Origin of the sequence: Edwardsiella tarda ATCC 15947 = NBRC 105688 (genome assembly GCF_003113495.2) — a bacterium.
Lineage (GTDB): Bacteria > Pseudomonadota > Gammaproteobacteria > Enterobacterales > Enterobacteriaceae > Edwardsiella > Edwardsiella tarda.
In genome coordinates, this window is sequence record NZ_CP084508.1 from 58,750 (window position 1) to 72,512 (window position 13,763).

Here is a 13,763-nt window from a genome sequence, read left to right on the forward strand (position 1 = left end):
GCATAAAAATATTCATTGTAAATGACCAGTGGTTGGCCTTTTAGGGAGGGAGAATATCACAATTTACCTACTTCATAATTAAGAGTCGGTACATTCACATCGCGAATACTGGTAATTACTGGTATCTTTTTTGTGATAAAGTTGGCTTTTTTATTAGCTCTTTTTTGTTGTAATAATAAAGTACTTGCAGTATTGGATGCTTTAGCAACTTTTTGATGATTTGTATGTGATACAGCGACTATTTTTGCCGGGCGGAGTCTCGGCACTTTTTTTTTGTTGTTTCGTTTTTCGCTTTTTGTATATAAGGATGTTATATGTGATAATGTCATACATTTAGAATACCATGCATGACGACCAATGGTGATATTTTTCTTGTAAATGATGTTTGCAACTATTGTTTAATACATTTTTTCTATTATAATAGTACGGCCTGTCTAGATGTAGCAACATGTTAGAGTTAATGATGATTTAGATTAGCCGCTAAAATTAGCGGCTTTTTTTTCATTTCACCATAAATATGGCTGTTTGACTTATTCTTAGATGTATCGTGTATCGGCTTTGTTGAGTTAATCTAGTTTAGATAAAACTATCCCATCCCATATCAATCATTACCCAAAGTAATTCACATATTTTTGTACATTCCCGCGCGTGTCATTTTGTAAATAGGCCCATTTTAGTTCCAGGCATTTTTTAAGATCCTGGTCAAATAATGGTGCTGTCGATATTCCTCCGGTGTCATATTGTTCAGTGATTCATGCGGACGTTCACAGTTATATTCTTATAACCATTTCTCCGTGATTTCCCGCACTTCATTCAGCGTTCTGAACAGATAAAAACCGAGTATTTCTGTACGGTATGTCCTGTTAAAACGCTTGATGAAAGCATTCTGCGTCGGCTTACCCGGTTGGATAAACTCCAATTTTACTGCGTGCCTCTCTGCCCATTTAGCCAGCGCCAGAGAGATAAATTCCGGACCATTATCCATGCGCAGCATGGACGGATAGCCACGGTTTGCCGCGATCCTGTCGAGAACACGAACGACTCGCTGAGCTGGCAGGTTCAGATTGATTTCAATCGACAACGCCTCACGGTTAAAGTCATCAACGACATTGAACGTGCGAAAACGACGGCCACAGGCCAGTGCATCATGCATAAAATCGACAGACCAGCTCTGGTTTAGCGCCTCCGGTGTAGCCAGTGGCGAGGGATTACGCACCGGCAACCGCTGTTTGCCCTTACGGCGAAAATTCAGCTTCAGCAGACAATAAATACGGTGGAGCTTTTTGTGATTCCACGAATATCCCTGCCGCCGCAGGACCTGGAAAAGCTTCGGAAAACCATATCGTGGGTATCGCTCAGCCACAGCCTGCAGGGCGGCAATAACGGGTTCATCACGTGTGGTATCCGGGCGGTAATGGTAAACCGTTCTGCTCAGGTTCAGACTCCAGCAAGCCTAACGGATACTGAGTCCAAATGTCGTTATCAGATAAGTGACCAGATCACTCTTACGTGCTGATTTTAAAGTTTTTTGATAACGTCTTTCCGTGCCCGGTTCTCAAGGCTCAGGCTGGCAAACATCTGTTTGAGACGTCGGTTCTCGTCCTCAAGATCCTTGACCTTTTTAATATCAGAAGCCTCCATGCCGCCGTATCTGGACTTCCTGTTAATGGGATGGACTACCTCCTCCCGCTGCGGTTAACTGTACGAAATGCGCTCACCAGGAGAATCACCATGAATATCGTATTTCTGGGTATTGATCTGGCTAAAAATGTTTTTTAGCTCTGCGGGTTAAACCAGGCCAGCAAACCAGTTTATACGAAACGAACTGGCCGAAAATAATTGCTCCAGACGCTGGCAAATATTCCTGCATGTCTGATTGGGATCGAAGCATCCAACGGGGCATTTTACTGGTAGCGTGAGTTTGAGAAGCTGGGGCACAAAGTAAAGGTCATCAGTCCTCAGTATGTAAAACCCTTTGTCCGCGGGCAAAAAAATGATGGTAATGATGCACAGGCCATCGCAGTGGCTCTGATGCAACCGACAATGCAGTTCGGGCCACCAAAAAGCCCCGAACAGCAGGATATCCAAGCTTTACATCGGGCAAGGCAGCGTATTGTCAATCGCTACACAGGTTGCACCTGCACAATCGGAACCTGATTTTTATACTGGCCTCAGAGGCCGTCCAGTTGTTGAGACGACTGTGCGCAAATTACCCATTTGGGCACAGATTTTCCTGATGCCGGATAGATGTAAGCAACAACCCGAAACCAAATTCAGTACTTGCAAAACGGAGGTAGTCCATAGATGTAGTTGGTGGCTTCAGAGATGCCGACCTCCCGGCAGACATCTTTAACGTTCGTCCGGCTTCAACCGACTTAATCACAGCGATGATCTGATGCGCAGTAAAACGGGCTTTACGCATAGCGATCTCCTTCGTTGGTAGATTGATTATGCCGGATTTTCTCTAAATGTGAATGGCACGATTATGCGGGGCACTTATAACTCCACTATATTACTATAAACGTAATCATACAATGTCGGAGCAGTGCCTACACGATGATAATGGCGACTAAAAAAAGAAAATTTGACTTTATTTGACCATTTTATCAATGGTTATTCAACATAAATATGTATGCTAAAAGATAACAAAAGCAAAGGAAAACATCCTTTGTCCTAAGCGTAAAATAATCCATGTACCTTGTTACACAATAGCTAATACTATATTATACGGAAAAGTGTATTTTTTTTCTATATTGTGTTGGGGTCATATTATAGTTAATCTTAAAATACCTAACCGCTATACTTAACGACTTAAAACCACTTTCCAGAGAGAGTAGTTCGATGCTAGATGTCGGGTTTCTAATTATCTTGTTTAATAAAAGCTCACTTCTTTGTTTATTTAGATACTCATAAAACTTAATATTATACTTTTTTAGTTTGTATTGAATTGCCCTAGGGGTTAAATTGTAATAATTAGACATTTCACACAAGGAAAAATTGACTTTTTTCATATTACTGCGAATGTAATCTTGCATTGATAATATATCAACATCATAATTCCTATGTTTTTTTGGAGGGGGGGAGTTATCTAACTGTAGACTCAAAATACTAATTATGGCGTTTACTATTTTTGTAGAATAGCGCTCACTTGTTGTTTTATAAAGTTGCAAAGCTAAAGAGTTTAGCATGTCGCCATATCCATGTAATGACAACCCACTCCAACACCATGAATTTATATCGCTTTTATCGTCACAAACACTACTAAGCTTAATGATAAACGATAAGCTATTTCTATGCGTCAAACAAGTCTCAACATAAGGCTCCCACGCTGGGATAAGTATACTCTCTCCCCTGGGTACATGAATACGTCGTTGGGGTGAAGTAACAATTAATCCCGAACAAGCATGGAGTAAAATAATATGCTTTTCTTGTGCATGAATAACATCATGATGAATAAGTGATATCTGTTGAGGTGATGAGTTAACCTTAACCATTATTACTTTATTACTAAACTCATTTAATTGAATATCTCCATTAAATGCATCCATATCTCCATTCTTGGGGATTTTCATATCGGCTTTAAAAAAGCCAAGCTTTTGTTTGGCCACATTAGACCACTCTTCAATACCACTCTCTCCACAAGCATTTAATGTATAATTATTCACCATAAATAAAAAGTAACAAATTATTATGAAGGGGTATTTCACTATACTGTATTACTAACACACATAAAATAGAAACATCTGCTTTTTTAAAAAATAAAACTCTTTTTTACAAATTGAAAACGATATCACTTTCTGAGTAGCATCCCTTAATCACTTGATGGCGTTGTTGAATAAATCAGGTTTCGGGCAAGGATCCCCGTAGCGGGTTGTGTTTTCAGGTAATATGAACGCTTTCTGGCATACCTGCCCTCGTCATTTTGTTCAGTGCACGCACCATGGCCATAGCCTCCGCAACCTGTCCATCATAATCACGCAGCGTCAATGAATCTCCGAATAGCTATTTCACCCTGTACATCGCCGTTTCCGCTATCGAGTGACGTTTGTAATCTGTTGTCCATTTCCACCGGGCATTACTCCCGCTCAGATGCGGATTAGCCACAGCACGGTTGCAGTCTGCATATTCTCCGGGCCAGTAACCGGCCCCCTTTCGGGGAGGGATGAGGGCACTAATTTTCTTTCGGCGCAGTTCATCGTGACATAACCGTGTGTCGTAAGCTCCGTCTGTAGCCGCTGACCTGATTTTTCTGTGTGTCTGCCGGATTAGCCCGGGAAAGGCCTCTGCGTCCGTGACATTGTTCAGTGAAAGGTCTGCGCAGATTATTTCATGTGTTTTAGCATCGACTGCAAGGTGCAGTTTTCGCCAGATGCGACGACGTTCTTTACCCTGTTTTTTGACTTTCCATTCACCCTCACCGAAGACTTTCAGTCCTGTTGAATCAATCACCAGATGGGCTATCTCACCCCGGGAGGGGGCTTTAAAACTGATGTCAACTGACTTTATCCGCTTGCTAACGCTGGTGTAATCATCTGGGCAGCGCAGCGGAACGTCCATCAGCGTAAAAATGGAATCAATAAAGCCCTGTGCGGCGCGTAGGGTGAGGCAGAATACGCGTTTAATCACGAGGACGATCGTGATGGCAAGGTCAGAATAGCGCAGAGGCCTTCCCCGGGATGAAGGCGTTGCTGACTCATACCAGGCCTGAATAGCCTCATCGTCCAGCCAGAAAGTGAGGGAGCCACGGTTGATGAGGGCCTTGTTGTAGGTCTTCCAATTGATGATTTTAAATTTTTGTTTTGCCACGGCATCGTCTGCGTTGTTGGGAGGAGCTGAGCTCTGATCCTTCAACACAGCAAAAGTTCGATTTATTCAACAACGCCCGTTTTTCGCGTGATGTGACTCCCGATATCGAGTGGCTTCTGAAACAGGGGCGCCAGCTGAGCGTCAGCGCGAAGCTGACCAGTAAGCTGAATTACCTCTGGCGCTCCTGCACCGGCGAGCTGTCTGAACAGAGCGACCTGTTCCGGTTAACATATGCCCTGGAAACCGCGCAAGACATGAGCTGGAATTACCGCCTGTTAAGCGATCGGGAATGGTCAGGTCGGTATGCCGTTGCGTTGAACGCTGGCGTGAACGGCATTTATCTCTCACGGACTAACCTCGACGCGGCATTTGACGATGATGGGCGACAGATAAATCCGCTGCTGACGCGCCTGACTGGTAATGTTGGGGGCGTGGTAAAGCTGTTTAACCGCTATAGCTGGCAGGCTGATTCGGCACAGGATACGCCCCTGCCCCACCAGTTTCTGTTGGTAGCCAGCCGGGATGCCGGATAGGCTATAAGTATTTCACATGTAATACATTTGTAATCGCTCGTCAGCAACTTGCCAGAGATAACTCAGTAGCACAACTACTAATGCAATTTAGGGGGATAGGCCCAATGACTGCTACAGCAATCGTTGCCAGCATAGGTAATGGTCATGATTTCAAGAACGGGCGTCAGTTTAGTGCATGGCTGGGGTTAACACCAAGACAACAAAGCTCCGGGGGTAAAGCACGGTTGGGGAGAATAACGAAAGCCGGCGACAGCTATCTCAGAACACTTCTTGTTTTGGGGGCGAGATCTGTACTGTTGGGAGCAGCTAAAAATGATGATCCGGTCAGTCGATGGGCCCTGCAATTAAAAGAAAGGCGAGGATATGGACGAGCGCTTGTTGCGATAGCAGCAAAAAATACACGTATGTGCTGAGCAATGTTGCACCTGAGAGATGAATTCAGATTCCCAGTCTAAATAACTGCTCGAAATAGTAGATCACTCAGGGGGAACTCAGTCCGGTTTATGCGATCTGATCAATCGCGGAATATCCCAAATCACCAGCCGGACTGAGCCATGCCGATCATAGCACCAATCCCCAGAACCGAACGACGCCTGATGCAGAAAACGATCCATAAAACAAAGGACAAACACCACGCCCGGCGGCTCACCGCCATGCTGATGCTGCATCGTGGTGATACCGTCAGTCATGTAGCCAGAACGCTCTGCTGTGCCCGTTCATCGATTTGTCGTTGGATTAACTGGCTCACACTGTCTGGTGCTGAAGGCCTGAAGTCATTACCATCAAGACGTGGGAGGCGCTGGCCGTTCGAACATATTTGCGCATTGCTGCGTGAGCTTGTTAAGCATTCTCCTGGCGATTTCGGTTATCAGCGTTCCCGCTGGAGTACCGAACTGCTGGCGATAAAAATCCGTGATGTCACCGGTTGCCCGCTACATGCTTCAACCATCCGGCGATGGTTACCTGTTGCCGGACTGGTATGGCGCAGAGCCGCGCCGACACTGCGTATCCGTGACCCACACAAAGAAGAAAAAAATGGCCGCTATCCATGATAGCGCTGACGAAATGCAGTGCGGAAAACCCCGTATTTTACGAAGATGAAGTGGATATTCATCTCAACCCGAAAATCGGGGCTGACTGGCAGTCACGCGGGCAGCAAAAGCGCGTTGTCACACCGGGCCAGAATGAAAAGTACTATCTTGCCGGTGCGCTGCACAGTGGTACGGGAAAAGTCAGCTACGTGGGTGGAAACAGTAAAGGTTCATCCTTATTTATCATACTGTTAAAACATCTTAAGGTGACATACCGGCGGGCAAAAACGATTACGCTCATTGTCGATAACTACATCACCCACAAAAGCCGTGAAACGTTGCGCTGGCTGAAAGCAAACCCGAAGTTCAGGGTGATTTATCAGCCGGTGTACTCGCCGTGGGTCAACCATGTCGAACGGTTGTGGCAGGCGCTTCATGAAACAATAACCCGAAATCACCAGTGCCGTTCAATGTGGCAACTGTTGAAGAAGGTTCGTCACTTTATGGATACCGTTAGCCCATTCCCCGGAGGGAAACATGGACTGGCTAAAGTGTAGCGGTATTAGGATCAGTTATTTAGAATAAATAAACAAAGAACAAAGCCAATCAAACATATGTGTGTCATAAGTTATATTAGTCACGACTTGATCTGACACTGAGCCTTGAAAGGTTGAGATTTACCGGTTTTGATATGGGTGTCGAATCCTTATACAAAACACGAGGTAACTCTCATGCTTCATACTACCAATCCCGTTATCAAACACAAAGCCGGTTTGCTCAATCTGGCTGAAGAACTCAGCAACGTATCAAAAGCCATGTAAAATCATGGGCGTTTCGCGTGATACGTTTTATCGTTACCGCGAACTGACCGATGAAGGCGGTATGGATGCGCTGATTAATCGTAGTCGCCGCGCTCCTAACTTTAAGAACCGTACCGATGAGGCAACTGAACAGGCTGTTGTTGATTACGCCGTCGCTTTCCCGGCACACGGTCAGCACCGGACCAGCAACGAGCTGCGTAAACAGGGCATTTTTATCTCCGGCAGTGGTGTCCGTTCTATCTGGTTACGCCATAACCTTGAGAATTTCAAAAAACGTCTGAAAGCACTGGAAGAAAAAGTAGCCCGTGATGGTATTGAGCTAACTGACAGCCAGATCGCAGCACTGGAGCGTAAAGCCAGTGATGACGAGGCCTGTGGCGAAATCGAAACAGCTCATCCGGGATATCTGGGGTCGCAGGACACGTTCTATGTAGGCAACCTGAAAGGTGTCGGGCCGTATTATCAGCAGACGTTCGTTGATACGTACTCGAAAGTGGCTCACTGTAAGCTTTACGTCACCAAAACACCGATTACCACGGCTGACTTACTGAACGATCGTGTACTGCCGTTTTATGCGTCTCAGGGCCTGCCGATGCTGAGAATACTGACCGACAGAGGCACGGAGTACTGTGGCAAAGTAGAGCAACATGATTATCAGCTTTATCTGGCAATAAACGACATAGAACACACGAAAACGAAGGCGATGTCCTCGCAGATCAACGGCGTCTGCGAGCAGTTCCATAAAACAATCCTGAACGAATTTTATCAGGTAACGTTCCGTAAAAACTGTACGGCGATCTTGATATATTACAGTCGGATCTTGATGAATGGCTGGCTCACTATAATAATGAGCGAACCCATCAGGGAAAAATGTGCAATGGGCGGACGCCAATGGAAATGTTACTTGATGGAAAGCGCATCTGGGCCGAGAAAAATTTAAGCCAGATGTAATCTGACAGATACCTGTATAAATAACCGGTAACTGTCAGCTCAGGTCTGAGCTAATACACATAAGTAAGGCACGCTCCTTATGCCCTACTATGTAAAGGAAGTGTTAATTCCAAATTTTCACAGTGATAACATCACTATAATTCCCAGCCGGCAAAGTTCCTTCACCCAAAGGCTTGACCATAAACATGGCGTTTGCTGTACTTAGGTTACCACCAGGCGAAGTACCTTCAGCTTGAGCACCATTAATAAATGGTCCATAGCTATCAGCAGTTAAACTAGTAACAGCAGTCGCTAAAATGCTTCCGCCATCACTATTAGTAAAGGTGAGAGCACCAGCTTTACCCGCTTGGTCGGTCAAATTAGCTCTTGATGTTAAACCAAATGCTGTCCCTTGAGTGCCGTCTTTATTGCTCAAAGTAATCACGCCAACACCCTTCTGGAACGCTTCAGAAGAGGTAAATGTTTTCAAAGTCGGCATCCAACTAACGGTATAGCCTGTTGGTGGCGTTATTGAAAAGGAAGCAGTTATACTACCTTCAGGTGTCCAATCACCAGCATAAGCCCCTACGCTAGCAATTAAACCCGTACATGCTAATAGTGCTGCAAATTTAGATTTCATATTCATGACAACCTCGACTAATTAGTTGATGTTAGTAATTGAAGTCCATTTCATCGTTTTAACGCAATATCATCCATTACATGACGCAGTTAGATAATCAATTCCAGTTTTACTATGCATAACCATATCTAAATTAATGGTTGAGGTGCAATAATCATTATTCTTATTGCTCCAGCGAGCTTTTATCACGTCACCATTCTTTATACCGGTCAAATATACAGATCCGTTGTCATCAACAATTCCATTCACTCCATTATCAACATTAACAATCGAGCCAAATGGTAGGATTGAACCGTTATTTCTCCTTAGTGTTAACAATAGCCGAGCCCCTATGCGCGCGTGAAAATCAGCCAGAACAACAGCACCTTTTGTTGGCGTTACATTTACACTATTTTTTGATAATGCTGCATTTGGTGGCAAAGATAACGGATTAATATTGATTCTATTAGTAGAATATGGCTGTAGCCCTCCATCTAACGTATAGCCGTGTAAATCTGTCTTTTCTCCGGGCCAATATCCTACTTTCGCGCCAGAAACACCATCGGCTTTAACAATTGCTATAGTTTCACCCTGTTTCTGTCCAAAAACAAATCCTGTTTCTTTTGTGGCAACTATATCCCCATGAGCACCAAGTCCATACTGCACCAAGGTGTTACTTCGCCCATAGTTTCCATCAATCTGGCCATAAGTCCCTTGGTAACTAAGATTAACCATTGCCGACTTACTGGATTGACGATCCGCTATAATTTTATCTTGAACTTCCCAGTTTAATTGTCTATCAAGTAATGTTCCGTTAACCCCTACTACATTACTACTATAACCATTCGATGGTGTCATATTCTGGTAAGTGATATAAACTGGATTGTTATCAACATAATGATTTACAAAAGGGATAGACAACCACAAACTTGTTATACTCTCCCCTTGATAGGGAGTTCTGTTTAATGACAAGCTTCTATTCCAAGATAGTCCCAAAGAAATATTGTAAGGTAGTGTTATATTGTAATCCACGCCGTAAGACGTTACTCCACGATTAAATCCTCTGTACAACTCTCTGGTTCCAAATAAATTTAAATAACCATAACCTAACAATGGCTGGCTTACATTAAGCCCAGTTTGACTTTTGGGCTGTGAAGAACCAACCATTATGTTTTTTTTAAAAACCACATCAGAAAATGAATTATAACCTTCAGAATATGTTTTATACGATAAGCTAAATGTTGTGCCAGTGGGTAGATAGTTATTATAACGAACCTGCCAACGCAAACCATTTACTGATGATTCTTTATTATCTCTATACGCATGTGATTTAGAAACATCAACGGATACAGCGCCTGCACTGCTTAGCATGGTCCCGATGCCTAATGCCGCCACCTGATAATGTTTAGATAATTGAGCGCCAGTGTACCCAGTAAAATTTAAAGGGAACCCATATGCAATATTAACCTCACTCAAAAAAGGATTGCTACTATCGCTGATTATTTTTGAGCGATACTTGCCGATAGCAAAACTATATTTTAGAAAATTTCTATGCAGCGCAATAGCCGGCGTTGTAAATGGAACATTAAACTCTTGTTTTGTCCCATCGTTCTCATTAACAATAACATGCAAATCACCATTCGCGCCAGATGCTGGAATATTAGTCAACTCGAATTGGCCAGCAGGCACAACAACGCTCGTTAGGGTGTATCCGAATTGTTTTACCTCAACTCTAGCTTGGGTTCTTGCTATCCCTCTAATAACTGGAGCGAATGCACGCTTCGAGAACGGTATCATAGAGTCGTCTGTGTATAATTTAATTCCTCGAAACGGAATACTATCAAATACAGTTCCTGATGAGTAACTATCGCCAACCACAAAACGACTTTTAATACTATTTACCCCTCGTTCTGCATAAGAATATAACGTTTGCCATCCACCATTGTTTTTAGTGTTCACCCACGAAAGATTATTTCTTATTCGCCAAGAACCTATATTTATACCAGGTTGTAACTGAATGAACTTTGATGTATGTGATGCATCTCTCTGCCCTCTAACCTTAACCCACTGAGTATTTACATCATATCCGAGTACAAAAGCAGACAAGCCATCATCCCAAATTCCCTCAGGGGCCATACCACTGACAGCATCATTCAGTAAGTAATTTCTTGGAACAAAGATATTAACTTGCTGATGCTTAATATCAGATGAAATACTCACATCTCGCAGAGAACTAATGCGAACACATGATACGCTTTTCTTATGCGTAACATTGTTAATTTTATTGTTTTTGCCATGAGTTAGTTCCGATGTATCTATGCCATATTCCTTTAAGTCATTTAAGCTTAAGCATGGCACTAGTTGACTATCATTCTTTGACGATCCATATTTAAATAATAACGATTGGTGCGAAACAAGTTTTCCGTTCACATAAACAGACACATAATACCAACCTGGTAGCGGCAATCCTCGGTTCAATAAAGACACATCACTTCCACTTACTCCATCAATCATTGCTGGATCAAAGTAATATTCCGACGCAAAGGAATGCGTGGACACCAAACCAATAACAAATGATAATGCCACTTTAAAATAATTCATAAATCTAACACTTCTAACTCATGAAAAAATCTGGTTATTATTTCACTATATAATTCCACCCTTTACTTACATTTCCAAGATCACCTACAATCGACCAAGATAGTTTTCCTGGTTTTGCCCCCTCACTAGGAAGTTCAAAAGATGTAGAACTCATAGGGTTTACATACCCACTATTAATTGCAACACCATTTAGTTTTAAGTCAGTTATACTCATGACAAACGGGGTTGGATTATCAACGACGAGCTTACGCCCAACCAAACGCCACTTAAGCTCCCCGACCTGGTCTGATGGTTTCCCCTGAACTGATTGCGGTCTATAAATTAGTTTTATACAATTATCAACCGCTATTAATATATTTATATTCAGTTTATTTTTACTACCACCCTCACTTTGAGGGTTCCATAACTCCCCGCCTTTTGGCGGAACGCCTTTGACGCATAGCCAATTCAAACTCTCCTTATTAGAAGGAAACTCTCCGCCAGAGTAAACAATTTGAATTAAATCAGTCTCTTTAGGCTCCAGTCTAAATAACGGTGGCGTGACAATAAATTTATTTGATTTTTCTTTATCACTGTTAAGAACAGAGGATTGAACAAGCACAGGATAGCTACGAGGATTATCAACCGTCAGTGTTTGCCCATTGTCGCCTTGATTATAAATAACCTTAGCCTTGTTTAACACGATTCCAAAATTTGTTGTGGAAACCATAGTATCTGAACTTTTATTTTCAAATACATTGGCTGCGGCAAAGTTATAAAAGAAACTGTATGCTGCCAAGGCTAGCAAAAGCACCTTAGATGTAGATGTAGATGTATTTTTTTTCACCAGGTAAGCCTCAATTCAGTTACGCAAAAACATACCCCCCACCGCTCCGCGCCACAATAAACTGCCTCACCATTTGAAGTTTTGTCAACCAATTGAAGTCACCGGAAGTGTCACATCTTCACTCACATAAAAAAGACCATAAAAATGACAATTTAAATAAATATTCTAATACCAACTCGGAAATACGGAATAACACCTAAAAAATAACTATAAAAATTACTATTTTAAGCACAAAACACTATTTATTTTTTTGACAAAAAACAAACAAAAAACAAACAATCGTGGCAATAATTGAAGTTAAGACATACACACCTCCTCCTCATTAGGCACTTTTGTGAAAAAAACGAAATCAATTACGCAAAAAAATTCACAGGGTGGAGGGAGGGTTAAAAATCACTCAAACATAAATGTAAATATGAACACAAACACACGGCGTTGTTGAATAAATCAGGTTTCGGGCAAGGGTCCCCGTAGCGGATCGTGTTTTCAGGTAATATGAACGCTTTCTGGCATACCTGCCTTCGTCATTTTGTTCAGTGCATGCACCATGGCCATAGCCTCCGCAACCTGCCCATCATAATCACGCAGCGTCAATGAATCTCCGAATAGCTATTTCACCCTGTACATCGCCGTTTCCGCTATCGAGTGACGTTTGTAATCTGTTGTCCATTTCCACCGGGCATTACTCCCGCTCAGATGCTGATTAGCCACAGCACGGTTGCAGTCTGCATATTCTCCGGGCCAGTAACCGGCCCCCTTTCGGGGGGAGGGATGAGGGCACTAATTTTCTTTCGGCGCAGTTCATCGTGACATAACCGTGTGTCGTAAGCTCCGTCTGTAGCCGCTGACCTGATTTTTCTGTGTGTCTGCCGGATTAGCCCGGGAAAGGCCTCTGCGTCCGTGACATTGTTCAGTGAAAGGTCTGCGCAGATTATTTCATGTGTTTTAGCATCGACTGCAAGGTGCAGTTTTCGCCAGATGCGACGACGTTCTTTACCCTGTTTTTTGACTTTCCATTCACCCTCACCGAAGACTTTCAGTCCTGTTGAATCAATCACCAGATGGGCTATCTCACCCCGGGAGGGGGCTTTAAAACTGATGTCAACTGACTTTATCCGCTTGCTAACGTTGGTGTAATCATCCGGGCAGCGCAGCGGAACGTCCATCAGCGTAAAAATGGAATCAATAAAGCCCTATGCGGCGCGTAGGGTGAGGCAGAATACGCGTTTAATCACGAGGACGATCGTGATGGCAAGGTCAGAATAGCGCAGAGGCCTTCCCCGGGATGAAGGCGTTGCTGACTCATACCAGGTCTGAATAGCCTCATCGTCCAGCCAGAAAGTGAGGGAGCCACGGTTGATGAGGGCCTTGTTGTAGGTCTTCCAATTGATGATTTTAAATTTTTGTTTTGCCACGGCATCGTCTGCGTTGTTGGGAGGAGCTGAGCTCTGATCCTTCAACACAGCAAAAGTTCGATTTATTCAACAACGCCCTTCCAAACTATCAACGCGCACCTTCGCGTACCTCTGCAAGACAGCCATTAAGTCCCGGACGATCATCGCGCATACCAGAGGTATGATCTTGATGTAAATAGTA

Annotated in this window: 5 protein-coding genes and 9 pseudogenes; 5 read left to right on the forward strand and 9 right to left on the reverse strand. The window is 43.4% G+C overall.

Going from position 1 to position 13,763, the window contains the following annotated elements; all coding sequences use genetic code 11:
• Window positions 1-56 precede the first annotated feature (56 nt).
• Window positions 57-329 carry a hypothetical protein gene (locus tag DCL27_RS17205; protein WP_146196434.1) on the reverse strand — a complete coding sequence of 91 codons (273 nt, stop codon included), beginning with the start codon at window positions 327-329 and terminating at the stop codon, window positions 57-59.
• 344 nt (window positions 330-673) lie between these two features.
• Window positions 674-1,665 (reverse strand): annotated as a pseudogene (locus tag DCL27_RS17210) (IS3 family transposase); the annotation flags it as partial.
• A 66-nt stretch (window positions 1,666-1,731) separates the two neighbouring features.
• Between DCL27_RS17210 and DCL27_RS17215 the strand changes: the two are divergent.
• Window positions 1,732-2,148: pseudogene (locus DCL27_RS17215) on the forward strand (IS110 family transposase); the annotation flags it as partial.
• 158 nt (window positions 2,149-2,306) lie between these two features.
• Here DCL27_RS17215 and DCL27_RS17220 read toward each other — a convergent pair.
• The 3 genes and pseudogenes from DCL27_RS17220 to DCL27_RS17230 form a co-directional block, all read right to left on the reverse strand.
• Window positions 2,307-2,422, reverse strand: a pseudogene (locus DCL27_RS17220) (transposase); the annotation flags it as partial.
• Between the two features lie 301 nt (window positions 2,423-2,723).
• Window positions 2,724-3,668 (reverse strand): helix-turn-helix domain-containing protein, encoded by a 945-nt coding sequence (locus DCL27_RS17225; protein ID WP_080582829.1) that lies wholly within the window; start codon window positions 3,666-3,668, stop codon window positions 2,724-2,726.
• Between the two features lie 211 nt (window positions 3,669-3,879).
• Window positions 3,880-4,806 (reverse strand): annotated as a pseudogene (locus tag DCL27_RS17230) (IS5 family transposase).
• 77 nt (window positions 4,807-4,883) lie between these two features.
• On the opposite strand from DCL27_RS17230, the pseudogene DCL27_RS17235 reads away from it, so the two are divergent.
• The 4 pseudogenes from DCL27_RS17235 to DCL27_RS17250 form a co-directional block, all read left to right on the forward strand.
• Window positions 4,884-5,339, forward strand: a pseudogene (locus DCL27_RS17235) (DUF2913 family protein); the annotation flags it as partial.
• Between the two features lie 47 nt (window positions 5,340-5,386).
• Window positions 5,387-5,752 (forward strand): annotated as a pseudogene (locus DCL27_RS17240) (transposase); the annotation flags it as partial.
• A gap of 141 nt (window positions 5,753-5,893) precedes the next feature.
• Window positions 5,894-6,927 (forward strand): annotated as a pseudogene (locus DCL27_RS17245) (IS630 family transposase).
• Between the two features lie 174 nt (window positions 6,928-7,101).
• A pseudogene (locus DCL27_RS17250) lies at window positions 7,102-8,142 on the forward strand (IS481 family transposase).
• 103 nt (window positions 8,143-8,245) lie between these two features.
• On the opposite strand, the gene DCL27_RS17255 reads toward DCL27_RS17250, so the two are convergent.
• From DCL27_RS17255 to DCL27_RS17270, 4 genes and pseudogenes are all read right to left on the reverse strand, one after another.
• A complete protein-coding gene (locus DCL27_RS17255; protein WP_146196437.1) occupies window positions 8,246-8,767 on the reverse strand; it encodes a hypothetical protein in 522 nt (173 codons plus the stop codon).
• Between the two features lie 63 nt (window positions 8,768-8,830).
• Window positions 8,831-11,341 (reverse strand): fimbria/pilus outer membrane usher protein, encoded by a 2,511-nt coding sequence (locus tag DCL27_RS17260; RefSeq protein WP_071526367.1) that lies wholly within the window; start codon window positions 11,339-11,341, stop codon window positions 8,831-8,833.
• A gap of 37 nt (window positions 11,342-11,378) precedes the next feature.
• A complete protein-coding gene (locus tag DCL27_RS17265) occupies window positions 11,379-12,167 on the reverse strand; it encodes a fimbria/pilus periplasmic chaperone (RefSeq protein ID WP_146196436.1) in 789 nt (262 codons plus the stop codon).
• Window positions 12,168-12,653: 486 nt separating this feature from the next.
• Window positions 12,654-13,582, reverse strand: a pseudogene (locus tag DCL27_RS17270) (IS5 family transposase).
• Window positions 13,583-13,763: the final 181 nt, after the last annotated feature.

Excerpts from the sequence above, each read along its gene's own strand:
- DCL27_RS17205 (WP_146196434.1), bottom strand. The coding sequence starts at position 329 with ATGACATTATCACATATAACATCCTTATATACAAAAAGCGAAAAACGA.
- DCL27_RS17225 (WP_080582829.1), bottom strand. The coding sequence starts at position 3,668 with ATGGTGAATAATTATACATTAAATGCTTGTGGAGAGAGTGGTATTGAA.
- DCL27_RS17255 (WP_146196437.1), bottom strand. The coding sequence starts at position 8,767 with ATGAATATGAAATCTAAATTTGCAGCACTATTAGCATGTACGGGTTTA.
- DCL27_RS17260 (WP_071526367.1), bottom strand. The coding sequence starts at position 11,341 with ATGAATTATTTTAAAGTGGCATTATCATTTGTTATTGGTTTGGTGTCC.